Annotated in this window: 11 protein-coding genes; 10 read left to right on the top strand and 1 reads right to left on the bottom strand. The window is 64.0% G+C overall.

The window, feature by feature from the left end; all coding sequences use genetic code 11:
• Positions 1 to 1,724 (bottom strand): sodium:solute symporter family protein (locus tag ACEW8Q_RS12780; RefSeq protein ID WP_373504440.1); only part of this gene is annotated, 1,724 nt, incomplete at its 3' end.
• A 239-nt stretch (positions 1,725 to 1,963) separates the two neighbouring features.
• Here ACEW8Q_RS12780 and ccoN point away from each other — a divergent pair.
• The 10 genes from ccoN to pbpC all read left to right on the top strand — a co-directional run.
• Complete coding sequence (gene ccoN / locus ACEW8Q_RS12775) at positions 1,964 to 3,541, top strand: cytochrome-c oxidase, cbb3-type subunit I (RefSeq protein ID WP_373504439.1); 1,578 nt, start codon at positions 1,964 to 1,966, stop codon at positions 3,539 to 3,541.
• A gap of 18 nt (positions 3,542 to 3,559) precedes the next feature.
• Positions 3,560 to 4,279, top strand: a complete 720-nt coding sequence (ccoO, locus tag ACEW8Q_RS12770; protein WP_373504438.1) for a cytochrome-c oxidase, cbb3-type subunit II — start codon at positions 3,560 to 3,562, stop codon at positions 4,277 to 4,279.
• Between the two features lie 5 nt (positions 4,280 to 4,284).
• Positions 4,285 to 4,446, top strand: a complete 162-nt coding sequence (locus tag ACEW8Q_RS12765) for a cbb3-type cytochrome c oxidase subunit 3 (protein WP_373504437.1) — start codon at positions 4,285 to 4,287, stop codon at positions 4,444 to 4,446.
• A 3-nt stretch (positions 4,447 to 4,449) separates the two neighbouring features.
• Positions 4,450 to 5,343 carry a cytochrome-c oxidase, cbb3-type subunit III gene (ccoP, locus tag ACEW8Q_RS12760; RefSeq protein ID WP_373504436.1) on the top strand — a complete coding sequence of 298 codons (894 nt, stop codon included), beginning with the start codon at positions 4,450 to 4,452 and terminating at the stop codon, positions 5,341 to 5,343.
• A 125-nt stretch (positions 5,344 to 5,468) separates the two neighbouring features.
• Positions 5,469 to 6,989 (top strand): cytochrome c oxidase accessory protein CcoG, encoded by a 1,521-nt coding sequence (gene ccoG, locus ACEW8Q_RS12755; protein WP_373504441.1) that lies wholly within the window; start codon positions 5,469 to 5,471, stop codon positions 6,987 to 6,989.
• Between the two features lie 11 nt (positions 6,990 to 7,000).
• On the top strand, positions 7,001 to 7,477 hold the full coding sequence (locus ACEW8Q_RS12750) for a FixH family protein (RefSeq protein WP_373504435.1): 477 nt from the start codon (positions 7,001 to 7,003) through the stop codon (positions 7,475 to 7,477).
• A gap of 4 nt (positions 7,478 to 7,481) precedes the next feature.
• Entirely contained in the window at positions 7,482 to 9,773 is a 2,292-nt protein-coding gene (locus ACEW8Q_RS12745) for a heavy metal translocating P-type ATPase (RefSeq protein WP_373504434.1), read from the top strand.
• On the top strand, positions 9,770 to 9,922 hold the full coding sequence (gene ccoS / locus ACEW8Q_RS12740) for a cbb3-type cytochrome oxidase assembly protein CcoS (protein ID WP_373504433.1): 153 nt from the start codon (positions 9,770 to 9,772) through the stop codon (positions 9,920 to 9,922). Before ACEW8Q_RS12745 ends, ccoS begins: the two co-directional genes overlap by 4 nt.
• Before the next feature lie 147 nt (positions 9,923 to 10,069).
• Positions 10,070 to 15,328, top strand: a complete 5,259-nt coding sequence (locus ACEW8Q_RS12735; RefSeq protein WP_373504432.1) for an alpha-2-macroglobulin — start codon at positions 10,070 to 10,072, stop codon at positions 15,326 to 15,328.
• Between the two features lie 31 nt (positions 15,329 to 15,359).
• Positions 15,360 to 17,011, top strand: a 1,652-nt coding sequence (gene pbpC, locus ACEW8Q_RS12730; RefSeq protein ID WP_373504431.1) for a penicillin-binding protein 1C, incomplete at its 3' end; no start/stop codon positions are given.

Here is a 17,011-nt window from a genome sequence, read left to right as displayed (position 1 = left end):
TCAGTGCCGATGTAACGCGCGACGGTATCCTCGAGACGGTCGGCGGTGACGGCGGTGCGCCACAGCTTGAAGCCCGTGCCGCTGCCGGGCTGGATTTCGCGGGCGACGAAACTCGTGGCCTGCACCCGCTCGATCGGAGTCGGCGGCCGCGTCAGAGATCCCGCCACATAGGCCGTCACATTGGCGAGCAGGCTCCAGATCACGCCATGCGTCAGCGGGTTGAATTCCATGGCGAACAGCGCGCGGGCCTTGAACAGGCCGATGCCGAAGGGGCCTTCGTCGAGGAAGTTGCGGCCGATCCAGCCGGCTTCCGCGAAGGACGGCATCAGGAGCGTATAGACCCACACAGCGAAGCCCGCCATGATGCCCCACATGGCACCCCGCGCGGTCGCCCGCTTCCACACCAGGCCGCCGAAGAAGGCGGGCGCGAATTGCGCGACGGCCGCGAACGAAAGCAAGCCCACCTGCGCCAGCGCTGCGGTGGACCCGATCATCTGGAAGTAGACATAGGCGAGAACCAGCACGCAGACGATGGCCATGCGGCGGATGAGAATCAGCGTCTCGCCCATGTCCTGGTGCACCGCTGAGCGCTCCATCCTGCGGCGCAGCAGCAGCGGCACAACCAGATTGTTGCAGACCATGATCGAGAGCGCGATGCACTCGACGATGACCATGGCCGTCGAGGCCGACAGCCCCCCCAGAAAGGCGATGAGGGCAAAGAGCTGGCTATCCGCGGCGACAGGCAGCGCCAGCACGAAGCTGTCCCCGTCCGTGCCCAATGGAAGGACGATCAGGCCCGCCACAGCAATGGGAATGACGAAGATGTTGATCGCCACGAGATAGGACGGGAACAGCCAGGCCGCACGGCGGATTTCGCCGCTGCTGGCGTTCTCGACGGCCGCCACGTGAAACTGGCGCGGAAGCAGGACGATGGCAAAGGACGCCAGCAGCGTCATGGTGAGCCACTGTCCGCCGTCGAGTTCGCCCGAGAACAGGCTGTTGACATGCGGATCGGCGGCAGCGCGCTCCATGAAGGGGCCAACCCCACCCATGACGCCGAAGACCACGAAGAGCCCGACAGCGATGAAGGCGAGGAGCTTCACCATCGATTCGACGGCGATCGCCAGTATCATCCCGTCCTGGTGCTCGGTGGTATCGATGTGACGGGTGCCGAACAGGATGGCGAAGACGCCCATGGTAAGGGCCACGAGCAGCGAGAGCCCGTCGAGGCCTGTCGACGGGCGAAGGATATCGCGCGACCAGTCAGGCTCCGAGATCAGCACCTGCAACGAGGTCGACACCGCCTTGAGCTGGATCGAGATATAGGGAACGATCCCGATGACCGCGATCACCGCCACCAGCGCGCCCAGCGCCTGACTCTTGCCATAGCGGGCCGAAAGAAAATCCGCGATCGACGCGATATTGTGACGCTTGGTGATGCCGGCGATCGACTGCATCAGCTTCCAGCCGAGGCCGAAGACGAGGATGGGGCCGAGGTAGATCGGAATGAAGTCGAGCCCGGTGCGGGACGCGATGCCGACGCTGCCGAAATAGGTCCAGGACGTGCAGTAGACGCCCAGCGAGAGAGCGTAGATGACCGGCCGGCCGGCGCGCACATTCCACTTGCGGGCCATGCTGTCGCCATAGGTGGCTACCCCGAACAGCGCGCCGAGGTAAAGGAGGCCCGCGGCCAGAATGGTCCACTCACCGATCACAGCCGCCATGATCGGCGCGATCCGCAGGCGAATCAAGCCGTATCGGCCCGCCACTGAACCTTTGGCCCACAAGCTGAAAACAACCGCTCATCGGCATCAGTTGACGCAGGTCCTTTTGATCCATGTCAATGCCCCTTGACGCCACTACAAGCATTCGTTGAGCCGAACACTATTCAGAAAGGGGGTCTCTCATGGGGGCTGGTACAATAGCAGGAAAGGGATCGCCATCAGGAGGCGGGTCTCTTGTGATGATGGCGCTTTGGGCGGTACTCGCCGTCCTCGCCATCACGATGGGGGCGAAGGCGCAGGACATGCCATTCGCCATCCACATGTTCATTTTCGCCGCTGCGGCAATCCTGGCGCTCATCTTCAAGGCGCGCAGTTTCGGCCATGCTCCGGAAGATACCGAAGGCTATCTTGACGGCGTCGTGCGCTGGGGCGCGCTCATCACCGTCTTCTGGGGCGTCGTGGGCTTCCTCGTCGGCATCGTCGTGGCGTTGCAACTCGCCTACCCCGACCTCCTCACCAATATCGAGTGGCTGAACTTCGGCAGGCTTCGCCCGCTGCATACTTCGGCCGTGGTCTTCGCCTTCGGCGGCAACGCGCTGCTCTGCACTTCATTCTACGTGGTCCAGCGCACCAACCGCACGCGGCTGGCGCTGGGCAACCTCGCGTGGTTCGTGTTCTGGGGCTACCAGCTCTTCATCGTGCTGGCCGCCACCGGCTATCTCCTCGGCGTCACCGAGGGCCGCGAATACGCCGAGCCCGAATGGTACGTCGATCTCTGGCTCACCGTCGTGTGGGTGGCTTACTTCCTCGTGTTCTTCGGCACGTTGCTGAAGCGCAAGGAACCGCACATCTATGTGGCCAACTGGTTCTACCTCGCCTTCATCGTGACGATTGCCATGCTGCACATCGTCAACAACCTGTCGATCCCGGTCTCGGTGTTCGGCTCCAAGAGCTACTCGCTCTTCTCGGGCGTGCAGGACGCGCTCACCCAGTGGTGGTACGGCCACAACGCGGTGGGCTTCTTCCTCACCGCCGGCTTCCTCGGCATGATGTACTTCTTCATCCCGAAGCGCGCGAACCGCCCGGTCTATTCCTACCGCCTGTCGATCGTGCACTTCTGGTCGCTGATCTTCCTCTATATCTGGGCAGGTCCGCATCACCTTCACTACACGGCTCTCCCGGATTGGGCGCAGACCCTTGGCATGGTGTTCTCGATCATGCTGTGGATGCCCTCGTGGGGCGGCATGATCAACGGCCTGATGACGCTCTCGGGCGCCTGGGACAAGCTCCGCACGGACCCCGTGCTGCGCATGATGGTGATCTCGGTCGCCTTCTACGGCATGTCCACCTTCGAAGGCCCGATGATGTCCATCAAGGCCGTCAACTCGCTCTCGCACTACACCGACTGGACCATCGGCCATGTTCACTCCGGCGCCTTGGGCTGGGTCGGCATGATCTCGATGGGCTGCATGTACCACCTGATCCCGCGCCTGTGGGGCCAGAAGGAAGTCTATTCGCTCCGCCTCGTCAGCTGGCATGTCTGGCTCGCCACCCTCGGCATCGTGGTCTACGCGTCCGCCATGTGGGTGTCCGGCATCATGCAGGGCCTGATGTGGCGCGAGTACGATGACAACGGCTTCCTCGTCTACTCCTTCGCGGAGACGGTGCAGGCCATGCATCCCTACTACGTGATCCGTGCCGCCGGCGGCGCCCTCTTCCTCGTGGGTTCGCTGATCATGGTCTACAACCTCTACCGCACCATCCGGAATGCCAGGCCCGTGACGCAGCCGGTCGGCATGATCTCGGCAGCGGCCTAAGAAAAGGATACTGGTGCCATGAAGCACGAAGTAATCGAAAAGAATGCCACGCTGCTGCTGATCTTCAGCCTCCTCGTGGTGACCATCGGCGGCATCGTCCAGATCGTTCCGCTCTTCTACCTCCAGAACACGATCGAGAAGGTGGAGGGCATGCGCCCCTACACCCCTCTCGAGCTGGCGGGGCGGAACATCTACATCCGCGAAGGCTGCTACACCTGCCACAGCCAGATGATCCGTCCGTTCCGTGACGAGGTCGAACGCTATGGCCACTACAGCCTCGCCGCCGAGTCGCAATACGACCACCCCTTCCAGTGGGGCTCGAAGCGGACGGGACCCGATCTCGCCCGCGTCGGCGGCCGCTACTCGGACGATTGGCAGCGCGAGCATCTCGCCAACCCGCGGAACGTCGTTCCGGAGTCGGTGATGCCGGGCTACGCCTATCTCTATGACAAGGAGATCGACCCCAAGGGCTTCGGCAAGCACCTCGCCGCGCTCAACCTCACGGTCAACAACGGCAACGGCGACATGTACAGCGCCGAGGCCGTCGAGAACGCCGAGGCCGACATGGTGGCGCAGGCAACGGACGGCGGCGACATCACCGGTCGCTATCCGAAGTCGCAGGCCCGCAACTATGACGGCGATCCGCGCCTGACAGAGATGGACGCGCTCGTCGCCTATCTCCAGATGCTCGGAACGCTGGTCGACACCAGCACCTTCAAAGCCGACATGTCGAGGTAATCATCATGAGCACTTATGACATCTGGCGGACGTTTGCGGACAGCTGGGGCCTTCTCGCCATGTTCGCCTTCTTCACGGCAACGGCCCTCTTCGTCTTCCGTCCGGGCTCCAAGGCCCATTACGACGAAGCGGCGCAAATCCCTCTCAAGCACGGTTCCGAGGACTGACCCATGGCGACCAATATCGAAAAGGACGAAGTAACAGGAACCGCGACGACCGGCCATGAATGGGACGGCATCAAGGAACTGAACACGCCTCTGCCGAAGTGGTGGCTCTACACCTTCTATGGCTGCGTTATCTGGGCGCTTGGCTACACGATTGCCTATCCCGCCTGGCCCATGCTCCATGGGGCAACGGCCGGAGTTCTCGGCTACTCGTCGCGCGGAGATCTGGAGGCATCACTGGGCGAGGCGAAGGCCGCGCAGGCGGCCAACGTCGACAAGATCGCCACGATGAGCGTCGATGACATCCTGAAGGACGAAAATCTGCGCGGGTTTGCCATCGCAGGCGGTTCCGCCGCCTTCAAGGTGAACTGCGTGCAGTGCCACGGCTCGGGCGCGGCGGGTTCCGCCGGCTACCCCAACCTGAACGACAACGACTGGCTCTGGGGCGGCTCGGGAGAGGCGATCTACACGACGCTGAAGAACGGCGTGCGCTACACCCAGAATGCCGACACGCGCGACTCGCAGATGCCGGCGTTCGGTGCCGATGAGATCCTGACGCCCGAGCAGATCGGCAGCGTGGCTGCCTACACGGTCTCGCTCGGCGGAGAGCAGCAGGACGCGGCTCTGGTCGAAGAGGGCAAGACCCTCTTCACCGAGAACTGCGCCAGCTGCCATGGCGAGGACGGCAAGGGCGGACGCGACTTCGGCGCGCCCAACCTCACCGACAAGATCTGGCTCTACGGCGGCACCGTTGCCGACGTGAAGGCACAGCTGATGAAGCCGCGCCACGGTGTGATGCCGGCCTGGTCGCACCGCCTGAGCGATGCGACGATCAAGCAACTCGCTGTGTATGTCCACACGCTGGGCGGCGGCGAGGCTGCGGAAGCAGCGACGCAGTAATCGACAACCACCGGAGACCGCGTGCCCGCGACAGCATGGCATGCGGCCTCCGGCCACAATGCGGACGGCAGAGAGCGGGTATATATTAGAATAATCTAATAATAACCCGGTGTCTGAGGGGAATGATGGTTCAGGTTATCAATACGGTCGACACCAGCAACGATGTCGACACGCACGACGCAACGGCGGTCAACAAGGCCGAGAACCGCTCGCTCTATGCCTCACGGGTGGCCATCCATCCCAAGGCGGCCTCCGGCACGTTCCGCAGGCTGAAATGGATTCTCGTCTTCGTCTTGCTGGGCATCTACTATATTTCTCCGTGGCTGCGCTGGACGCGCCCCGGCGATGCGCCGGACCAGGCGATCCTCATCGACCTCGCCAACCGCCGCTTCTATTTCTTCTTCATCGAGATCTGGCCGCAGGAATTCTACTATGTCGCGGGCCTGCTCATCATGGCGGGCGTCGGCCTGTTCCTGGTCACGTCCCTCTTTGGCCGGGCATGGTGCGGCTATGCCTGTCCGCAAACCGTGTGGACCGACCTCTACATCTGGGTTGAAAGCAAGATCGAGGGCGACCGTAACGCCCGCATCAAACTCGATGCCGCGCCGTGGAGCGCCTCCAAGCTCGCGAAGCGGGCGACCAAGATGGCCATCTGGCTGGCGATCGCGATTGCCACCGGCGGCTTCTGGGTCTTCTACTTCGCCGACGCCCCCACGCTTTTCGTGGAGCTCATAACGGGCCAGGCGGCATCGGTCGCCTATTTCACCATCGCCATCCTGACTGCCACCACATTCACCTTCGCGGGTTTCATGCGCGAGCAGGTCTGCACCTACATGTGCCCGTGGCCGCGCATCCAGGGTGCGATGCTCGATGAGGAATCGCTCGTCGTCACCTACAACGCCTGGCGTGGCGAGCCCCGCATGGCTGGACGCAAGAAGGCCGAAGCGCAAGGCTTGAAGGTCGGCGACTGCGTGGACTGTAATGCCTGCGTGGCCGTTTGCCCGATGGGCATCGACATCCGCGATGGCAACCAGCTCGAATGCATCAACTGCGCGCTCTGCATCGATGCATGCGATGCCGTGATGGAGAAGATCGGCAAGCCCAAGGGCCTCATCAACTACACGACGTCCAGCCTCTATGCCGCCAACGTGGCGGGCAAGAACGAGCACTGGGACTGGCATCACCTGATGCGCCCGCGCACCATGATCTATTCCTTCGCATGGGCCGCGGTCGGCATCGCCATGCTGGTGACGCTCGTCAACCGCACGCAGCTCGACGTGAACGTGGTGCCCGACCGCAACCCGCTCTACGTCATGCTGTCCGATGGGTCGATCCGCAATGGCTACACCGTCAAGATCCTCAACAAGAAGCAGGAAGAACGCACCTTCCGCCTGTCGATCGGCAAGCTCCCCGGCGCCAGCATGGAAATGGTGGGGCAGGACGGCGTGACCGCCACTACGTTCGACATCACCGTCGAGCCCGACAAGCTCAAGGCCGTCAAGATCTATGTCGCCACCAAGGACAAGGACGTGGTGGAAGACGAGCGCACTGACTTTGAATTCAAGGTCGAGGAACTGAACGCCAAGGGCGTAGCGGAAGAAGCGAACTACAGCGCCATCTTCCATGCCCCCGAAGAGAAGGATTGAGGACAATGGCCATGGCCGCAACCGAAAAGCAGCTCACCGGCAAGCACGTTCTCGCGATGCTCGTCGCCTTCTTCGGCGTCATCGTCGGCGTTAACTTCCTGATGGCCTATCTCGCCAACTCCACATGGTCGGGACTGGTCGTTGCCAATGGCTATGTGGCGAGCCAGAGCTTCGACAAGGACCTTGCCAAGGCCCGCGCGCAGGAAGCGCTCGGCTGGAAGGTGGAGTTCTCACATGCGGGCGACCGGCTCCGCATCACCTTCGAGGATGCGCAGGCAACGAAGCTCGATGGTCTCGTCATCACCGGCGACCTCGAACGCACGGTGACCGATACGCAGGACCAGAAGCTCACCTTTACCGCCATCGGCCCAGGCGTTTACTCGGCTCCGGCAAAGCTTGCACCCGGCGTGTGGGAGGTCGAGATCGATGCCAGCAGCGACACGGTTCCCTACTATCACAAGATCTTCCGCTTCGTGGTGAAGGAATAACTCCGTGACGCTGCCCTGCTGCACCATCGATGGTGACTATTTCGAGCCCTTCAAGCTTGAGGGCGAAGACGCCCAGCGCTGGATCTCGACGGCGGGGCCGGGCCTCAAGCGCATCGAGTTCATTGCGCCGCAGGCCAACCATCCCGAAGCAATGGCGCATATCGAAACCGACCTTGGCGCGCTCGATGGAGTGAAGTCGGCGCGTGTCAATCTCACGGGCCGCCGCGTCGCCGTCATTTATGTTGAAGGTGTCATCGAGCCACAGGCCCTCATCGACCGTCTGGGCATCATCGGCTACATGGCGCGCCCCTTCGATCCGCGCGAGACGGGCCTCACCAAGGATGACCGCGAGGGCGGCAGGTTGTTGCGCGCCCTCGCCGTCTCAGGCTTCGCGGCCAGCAACGTGATGCTGCTGTCAGTATCCGTCTGGTCGGGGGCGGAAGACGCGACGCGCGATCTCTTCCACTGGCTCTCGGCCATGATCGCGCTGCCCGCCGTCGCTTATGCAGGGCGGCCATTTTTCTATTCAGCCGTCAATGCGCTGAAGCTGGGCCGCGTTAACATGGACGTGCCGATTTCGCTCGGCGTGCTGCTCGCGTCCTTCATGAGCCTGTTCGAGACCTTCAACGGCGCCGAGCATGCTTATTTTGACGCCTCCGTCACGCTGCTCTTCTTCCTGCTGGCAGGTCGTTACCTCGACCACCTGATGCGCGCCCGCGCCCGCTCGGCCATTGCCCAGCTTGTCTCCCTCTCGGCTGAGGGCGCAACGGTGATCGAAGCCGATGGCAAAAGGCGTTATGCCGCGGCGCGGGACCTGAAAACCGGCATGTCGGTCGCGGTCGCGGCGGGCGACAGGCTTCCGGCGGATGGCATCGTCACGTCTGGCACGTCCGATATGGACCGCTCACTGCTCACCGGCGAGTCCGCGCCTGAAACCGTGAAGCCCGGCAGCACCGTTCACGCGGGCGAACTCAATCTTACAGCGCCACTCACTGTCGAGATCACGGCGGCGGGCAATGATACGTTCCTGAGCGAACTCGTGCGGTTGATGGCGGCTGCCGAGCAGAGCCAGTCGAAATACATCCGCATCGCCGACCGCCTGGCGCGCTTCTATTCTCCGGCCGTTCACACGCTGGCCGCCATCACGCTGGTGGGCTGGATGCTGCTCGGCCATGGCTGGCATGATTCAATCATGGCTGCGATTGCTGTCCTCATCATCACCTGCCCCTGTGCGCTGGGCCTCGCTGTTCCCGCCGTGCAGGTCGTGGCGTCCGGCCGCCTGTTCCGCTCCAGCGTGATGATCAAGGATGGCGCAGCGCTCGAAAAGCTCGCCGGCGTCGACACCGTGATCTTCGACAAGACCGGCACGCTGACCAAGGGCGAGCCCGCCCTCGTCTCGCCGCTTATGGTCTCGACCGATACGCTGGCGCTCGCCGCAGGCCTCGCGCAGGCCAGCAAGCATCCGCTCTCGCAGGCCCTTGTGCGCGAGGCAAATCGCCGGGGACTGACGCCCGTCCCCGTCAATGACATCGTGGAGCATCCCGGCCTCGGGCTTTCCGCCACCTACAATCACGAGGCGCTGAAGCTTGGCAGCCGCGCGTGGTGCGGCGTGGAAGACGCTGCCGACGACAAGGGGCTTCTGGAATTCGCCTTCCGCCGGGGCCCGCGCGCGCCCTCGATCTTCCAGTTCGAGGACCGGCTGCGGCCCGACGCGGCAGAGACCGTCTCGCGGCTGAAGACCATGGGCCTTGCCGTCCACCTGCTCTCAGGCGACCGTGAGAGCGCAGTTCAGCGTGTGGCCGAGACGGTGAAGATCGATACCGCCGTCTCCCGCGCCAGCCCGCAGGGCAAGCTCGCCTATGTCGATGCGCTCGCCAAGGCCGGCCGCAAGGTGCTGATGGTGGGCGACGGCATCAACGACGCGCCTGCCCTTGCCGCTGGCTACACATCGATGGCGCCTGCTTCAGCCTCCGACATTGGCCGCACCGCCGCTGAGACCGTGTTCATGGGTGAGTCTGCCGATGCAGTCGCGGAGGCCATCAAGGTGAGCCGCCGCACCCAGCGCATCGCCATGGAAAACTTCGGGCTGGCAGTGGGCTACAATGTCCTGGCCGTGCCGCTCGCCATGGCCGGGCTGGTGTCGCCGCTGGTGGCGGCCATCGCCATGTCCACGTCTTCGATCATCGTCATCGCCAACGCGCTTCGCGTCGGCCTGGGCAGGACAGCAACGCCCGCCTCTGCTATGCTGAATGCCAATCATCAGGCCGAGAGGCCCGGACTGAGGAACGCTGCATGACCGGACTGCTCTATCTCATCCCCGTCGCCCTCTTCCTTGGCGGACTTGGACTCGTGGCCTTCATCTGGTCGCTGAAGTCGGGCCAGTACGACGACCTCGAAGGTGCCGCATGGCGCATCCTGCAGGATGACGACCAGCCGCGTTCCTGAACTTTCTCACGAAGTCTTCCAAACACCGACCGTCCTTCACCAAATTGCCGCAAACCTTGCGGAATTGTTAAGGTGCCCGTTGACAACAGGGCGGCGGGGACGGAGTCTCTCCTCCCCGCATAACACTTGACGGACGGAGGACTTCCGATGACGGCGCATCGTATCCATTCCCATGCCTTGCCGGGAGTTCACCTTCAATTCCTCTGGACTCTGCTTCTCGCTTTCGTGGCGCTGCATCTTCCCGTGGCCCACGCATCAGCCGCGAAGCCCTTCCCCGTCGACCAGTTCAGCTACTACCTGAGCGACTATGATTACGAACTCGGCAGGCTGTCGAAGGAGGTCACGAAGACCGAGCCGGAGATCATGCTGGACATCAAGGCTGCCGAAGCCGCCAGCAACGCGAGGCTTGCCGCGGCCTCGCTCGAACAACTTCTTACCAAGCGGCCGACCGACGCCGCGCTCTGGCTCAAGCTCGCGCAGCAGCTGAGCATCGCGATTCCCATCAATGACACGGACGGCTACGCAATCCCTTCCAGGATGATCGGCGCGGGCCTCAAGGCCTATTCGATGGTGCGCACTCCGCAGGATGAAGCGGCAGCGCTCACCATCGCGGCGCAGGGTTTTGCCAAGCGCGAATACTGGCGCCCTGCCCTGATGGCCTACAAGGAAAGCCTGAAGCTCGTCGAAGACCCGGCCACGCGTGAGACCTACGAGGCGATGCGTGTGGACCACGGATTCCGCGTCGCCGACTACAAAGTCGACAATGATTCGACCCCGCCCCGCGCCTGCTTCGTGATGTCGGAGCCGATTTCGCGCACCGTGACCGACTTCACGTCCTACTTCACCCAGGAACCCGGCCCCGTGGCGGCGGTGACGGCGGAAGGCACGCGCCTCTGCGTCGAAGGACTGAAATACGGCGAGCGCTACAAGATCACCGCCCGCAAGGGCATTCCCGCCGCTGCCGACGACACGATGGCGAAGGACTTCGACTTCGAATTCTACGTCCGCGACCGCAGCCCCTCGGTCCGCTTCTCGGGCAAGAGCTATGTGCTGCCGCGCACCGGACAGACCGGCATTCCGGTCATCTCCGTCAACAGCAAGGAAGCCAAGCTGGCGCTCTATCGCATCGGCGACCGCAATCTCATCGGCAACGTGATGGGCTCCGACTTCCGCGCACAGATCAGCGGCTACACCGCTGACGACATTTCAAGCCGGAAGGGCAAGCTCGTCTGGGAAGGCACGATGGAAACGCCATCGCCCCTGAACGAGGACATCACCACGGCCTTCCCCGTGGACGAAGCCATGGGCAAGCTGGAACCCGGCCTCTATGTGATGACGGCGGAGCCCGCATCGCGCGAGGTCGAGAACTACGACACCGTGGCGACGCAGTGGTTTGTCGTCTCGGACCTTGGCCTTTCGACCATGACCGGCAAGGACGGGTTGCACGTGAGCCTCCGCTCGATCGCCACGGCCGAACCGGTGGCGGACGTCGAGGTGCGCCTCATCGCCCGCAACAACGAGGTGCTGGCGACGGCAAAGTCCGACGCCACCGGCACGGTCATCTTCGAGCCCGGCTTGCAGAAGGGCGAGGGAGGCGAAGCCCCGGCCCTCGTCGTGGCGCAGTCACTGACGAGCGACTACAGCTTCGTCGACCTGACGCAGCCTTCCTTCGACCTGACGGATCGCGGCGTGACAGGCCGTGCTCCTTCAGGCCCTGTCGATGCCTTCGTTTACGCCGAGCGTGGCGTCTATCGCCGTGGCGAAATGGTTCATGCCTCGGTACTGTTGCGCAGCGACAAGGCGGTGGCGCTGTCCGGCACTCCGGTAACGCTCGTCGTCGAACGGCCCGATGGCGTCGAGTATCTGTCGACAGCCCTCAATGACCAGGGTGCCGGCGGCTTCAGCCACAGCTTCGCGATCAATCCCGGCGCACAGGGCGGGACGTGGCGCATCAAGGCGCTGACCGACCCCAATGGTGAGCCCGTGGGTGAAACCTCGTTCCTCGTCGAGGACTATATCCCGGACCGCATCGAGTTCGACCTGAAGTCGAAGACCGCGAAGGCCACGACCGGCGAAGGCATCCTGCTGTCGGTCGACGGTCGCTATCTCTTCGGCGCGCCGGGCGCCGGCCTCGACCTTGAGGGCAACCTCACCATTACGCCCGATGGCAAGCCCTTCGCCGAGTGGAAGGACTATCAGTTCGGCCTTATGGACGAGCGCCCCGACACGATCCAGACGACTGCCGAGGCCCTGCCGCAGACCGACATCAACGGACATGCTGACATCACCATCCGCCTGCCCGACTTGCCGGTGACGACGCGGCCGTTGAAGGCCGATGTCGCGCTCCGCATGCGCGAACCCGGTGGCCGCGCGGTCGAGCAGAACGTAAGCCTGCCCATCGAGGCGAGCCAGCCCATGCTCGGCATCAAGGCCGATTTCGAGAACGGCGCAGCACCCGAAGGCCAGGCCGCAGGATTCAAGATCATCGGCCTCGACAAGGACGGAAAGCTTATCGCGGCCACAGGCGCTACATGGACCCTGAAGCGCCTGACGCGTGACTGGCAATGGTTCAACGTCGATGGTGACTGGCGCTGGGAAGGTGTCACGCGGACATCGAAGATCGCCAACGGCACGCTGGACCTTGCCACCGACAACCCCACCGACTTCACGCAGAACCTGTCATGGGGCGAGTATCGCCTTGAGATCGGCGCGGCTGGCTTCACGCCCGTCTCGATCGACTTCTCGTCGGGATATTACACCTATGACGCTGCCAAGGCAGACACCCCCGACACGCTGAAGGTGGCACTCGACAAGACCGACGCCCGGACCGGCGAAACGGTGAACGTGAAGATCGAGGCCCGCTATTCCGGCAAGGCCACGGTGCAGATCGTAGGAGAAGGACTGCTCGCGACGCAGACGGTGGACGTGCCAGAAGGCGGCCTCACCATTCCCTTCACGGTGGGTGAAGGCTGGGGCACTGGCGCCTATGTGCTGGCGAGCCTCTACAAGCCGATGGACGTGAAAGCCAAGCGCATGCCGTCCCGCGCCATGGGTGTGGCCTGGTTCGGCATCGACCGCGAGGCCCGCACGCTGGGTGTAGCACTCACGCCGCCTGAGATGATGAAGCCGCGCCAGAAGCTTACCGTGCCGGTGAAGATCGCCAATCTCGCTCCCGGCGAGGAAGCCTTCATCACGGTTGCGGCGGTCGACGTCGGCATCCTCAATCTCACGCGCTACAATCCTCCTGCGCCCGAGAATTATTACTTCGACCAGAAGCGCCTGACGGCCGAACTCCGCGACATCTACGGCGTGCTGATCGACGGCATGCAGGGCGAGCGCGGCAAGCTGCGCTCCGGCGGTGACGGTGGTGCTGCCTTCACCGCTCCCCCTCCCACGCAGAAGCCGCTCAGCCAGTATTCCGGCATCGTCAAGGTGGCGGCTGATGGCACGGCCTCCGTCGACTTCGAAATCCCCGCCTTCAACGGCACTGTGCGCGTGATGGCTGTCGCCTGGAGCAAGGACAAGGTGGGGCATGCCTCAACCGACGTGATCGTCCGCGATCCCGTGGTGGTCGCTGGCACGCTGCCGCGCTTCCTCGCGGTCGGCGACTCCTCGCGGCTGCGCTTCGACATCATCAATGCCGAAGCGCCCGCCGGCGACTACACGCTTGGCGTCTCGATCGACGGGCCGGTGACACCGCAGGCCGGAACGGCGATCCAGAAGGTCACCATCGGCGCTGCCGGTGCCCGCACCACGGTCTTCGTTCCCATCACGGGATCGGGACCGGGAACTGCAACTGTGATCGCCACGCTGAAAGGCCCCGGCGATATCCTGCTCGATCAGGAATATGCGCTGGGCGTCGTGCCGAGCAACCCGATGGTCACGCGGCGCACCACCTTGCCACTGATGGCGAACGGCGGCGCGCTGACGATCAACAAGGATCTGCTGGCCAGCATGTTGCCGGGCACCGGCTCGGTGGCGCTCTCGGTGAGCCCGCTGCCACAGCTCGATGCGGCTGGGCTTGTGCGCGACCTCGACCGCTACCCCTACGGCTGCTCGGAGCAGACGGTGAGCCGCGCGCTGCCGCTGCTCTATCTGAGTGAACTCGGCGTCAGCAAGAAGGAGATCGACGGCGAACTGAACGAGCGGATGCGGCAGGCCGTGGCCCGCCTCGTCAACCGCCAGTCGGGTTCGGGCTCCTTCGGCCTGTGGTCGGCCTATGGCGACGACACCAGCCTGTGGCTCTCCTCCTATGTCACCGACTTCCTGCTTCGTGCCCGCGAAAAGGGCTTCGATGTGCCGGAAGACGTGCTGGTGGGCGGCCTCGACTATATCCGCAACATTGTGGGCAACGCGCCTGACATCGAGCAAGGCGGCGGCCAGGACATGGCCTATGCGCTCTATGTTCTGGCGCGTGCCGGCCGGGCTCCGGTGGGCGACCTGAAATACCTCGTGGACACCAAGCTCTCGGACTTCGGCTCGCCGCTGGCCCGCGCGCAAGTGGCGTCTGCACTCTCTATGCTGGGCGACCGCGAGCGCGCCGACACGGCGTTTGCGTCCGCCATCGAGGCGCTTGGCGAGGCCGTCGAGTCGACCAACCGCGGCTTCTACCGTGCCGACTACGGCAGCACGCTCCGCGATGCCTCCGCCATCCTTGCCTTGGCGACCGATGCGAAAGCAAAGCCCGAGGTGATCCGCACCGCGATGAGCGCCATCGAGGTGGAGCGTGCGCGCTCGAACTACGCCTCGACACAGGAAATGTCGTGGATGGTGCTGGCCTCGATCGCGGTTCAGGAACAGGCGAAGACGATCCGCCTCGACGTCGATGGCAAACAGCATGACGGAAGCCTCAACCGTGTGTTCCGCGAGGCGGCCCTCACGAAAGACATCCGCGTCGTCAATCAGGGCATGGATGCCTTGAAGGCCGTGGTCGCCGTGTCGGGCTCGCCGCTCGTCGCGGAGCCCGCTTCCAGCAACGGCCTCATCGTGGAGCGGACATACTTCACGACGGCGGGCGAGCCTGCCGACATCGCAACGGTGAAGCAGAACACCCGCCTCGTCGCCGTGCTCTCGGTGATGAAGACCGGAGGACAGTCGGAGACTGGCAACTTCCTGCTGGTCGATGCCCTGCCCGCCGGATTCGAGATCGAGAACCCGGTGCTGGTATCCTCCGGCGGCACGGCGAATATCCCGTGGCTGACCGACTCGACCTGGGCAAGCTACACCGAGTTCCGCGATGATCGCTTCGTGGCGAGCTTCACCAGCTCGACCGCCAAGCTGGCCTACATGGTCCGCGCCGTGGCACCGGGCACCTATGCGCATCCCAGCGCCTTCGTCGAAGACATGTACCGCCAGGAGCTGAACGCCCGGACAGCCACCGGCACCGTCGTCGTCGAAGCGCAATGACATGAGAAACAGGCCCCGCAGCAGATGGCCCTTGCGCCTCTATGCGGGGCTTCTCGGCGCCGTGCTGCTGGTCAATGGCGCGGGCTTCACCATCACCGAGACCCTGCGGCGGCTGGGGCCTGTTCCGCTCGGCGAGGACGTGACCTTCTCGACACTTATCGTGGACAAGGACGGCAAGCTGCTACGCCCCTTCATCACGAAGGATGGCTATTGGCGGCTTCCCGTCACTGCAGACCAGGTCGACCCACGTTTCCTCGCCATGCTCATCGCCTATGAGGACAAGCGCTTCTACGGGCATGGGGGCGTTGACCCGAAGGCGCTGATGCGGGCGGCATGGCAAGCCATCTCCAATGGCCACATCGTCTCGGGCGGCTCCACGCTCACCATGCAGGTCGCGCGCCTGCTGGAACCGCGCCCACAGCGCCGCGTCTCCGACAAGATCGCGGAAATGATCCGCGCCGTGCAGATCGAGGCGCAACTTTCGAAGCAGGAGATCCTCGATCTTTATCTGAGGCTGGCGCCCTATGGCGGCAACATCGAGGGCACGCGTGCGGCCTCCCTCGCCTATTTCGGCAAGGAACCGAAACGCCTCTCGACCGCCGAGTCGGCACTTCTCGTGGCGCTCCCGCAGGCGCCCGAATCGCGCCGTCCCGACCGCAGGCCGAAGGTGGCGGAGTCCGCGCGCAACCGGGTGATCCGCAGGCTGACGAATGACGGCGTGATCAATGCCGACCAGGCCGAAGCTGCCTCCATCGAGGAAGCTCCCAAGGGCCGCCTCGCCTTCCCCATGCTGGCCGCCCATGTGGCTGAGCGTCTCGCGAAGTCAGTGCCTGATGGCACGGTGGAACAGACGACGCTGTCGCGCGAACTGCAAGCCTCGCTCGAAACGTTGGCACGTGACCGCGCCCTCTCCATCGGCTCGGGCGTCGCTGCCGCCATCCTCGTGGCCGACAACGAGACGGGCGAAGTTCGCGCGCATGTGGGAGGCACCGGGTATTTCGATCAGATCCGCGCGGGCCAGATGGACTTGGCCACAGCACTCCGCTCTCCGGGGTCCACGCTCAAGCCGTTCATCTACGGCCTCGCCTTCGAGGACGGCGTGGTTCATCCTGAAACCCTGATCGATGATCGCGCTGTCCGCTATGGCGCCTATGCGCCCGAGAATTTCGACGATACATTCCATGGCACGGTGACGGTCAGGACCGCGCTCCAGCAATCGCTGAACGTCCCGGCGCTTCAGATATTGAACGCCATCGGTGCGGACAGGTTGATGGCGCGCCTTGGCAATGCGGGCGTGAAGCTGGTGCTACCGAAGAATGCCGGCCCCGGCCTTGCCGTGGGCCTCGGCGGTGCCGGAATCAGGCTCACCGATCTGACTTCACTCTATGTGGCACTCGCTCGCGGCGGCCAGCCGACCCAATTGGCCTGGCGCATCTCGGAGCGGCGCAATGCAAAGCCGCTGCGCCGCCTGCTCGAACCCAACGCCGCATGGATGATCGGTGACGTGCTGAAAGGCGCGCCCGTGCCGGAGAACGCCATCGGTGGTCAGATCGCCTTCAAGACCGGCACATCCTACGGCTATCGCGATGCCTGGGCCGTGGGCTTTGACGGCACCACCACCATCGCCGTGTGGGTGGGCCGCCCTGATGGCGCGGCCGTTCCGGGCGTTGTCGGGCGGCTTGC

Source organism: Aestuariivirga sp., assembly GCF_041738905.1.
In the GTDB taxonomy this organism is placed as follows: Bacteria; Pseudomonadota; Alphaproteobacteria; order Rhizobiales; family Aestuariivirgaceae; genus Aestuariivirga.
This window is presented reverse-complemented; position numbering and strand designations above follow the sequence as displayed.

Excerpts from the sequence above, each read along its gene's own strand:
- ccoN (WP_373504439.1), top strand. The coding sequence starts at position 1,964 with ATGATGGCGCTTTGGGCGGTACTCGCCGTCCTCGCCATCACGATGGGG.
- ccoO (WP_373504438.1), top strand. The coding sequence starts at position 3,560 with ATGAAGCACGAAGTAATCGAAAAGAATGCCACGCTGCTGCTGATCTTC.
- ACEW8Q_RS12765 (WP_373504437.1), top strand. The coding sequence starts at position 4,285 with ATGAGCACTTATGACATCTGGCGGACGTTTGCGGACAGCTGGGGCCTT.
- ccoP (WP_373504436.1), top strand. The coding sequence starts at position 4,450 with ATGGCGACCAATATCGAAAAGGACGAAGTAACAGGAACCGCGACGACC.
- ccoG (WP_373504441.1), top strand. The coding sequence starts at position 5,469 with ATGGTTCAGGTTATCAATACGGTCGACACCAGCAACGATGTCGACACG.
- ACEW8Q_RS12750 (WP_373504435.1), top strand. The coding sequence starts at position 7,001 with ATGGCCGCAACCGAAAAGCAGCTCACCGGCAAGCACGTTCTCGCGATG.
- ccoS (WP_373504433.1), top strand. The coding sequence starts at position 9,770 with ATGACCGGACTGCTCTATCTCATCCCCGTCGCCCTCTTCCTTGGCGGA.
- ACEW8Q_RS12735 (WP_373504432.1), top strand. The coding sequence starts at position 10,070 with ATGACGGCGCATCGTATCCATTCCCATGCCTTGCCGGGAGTTCACCTT.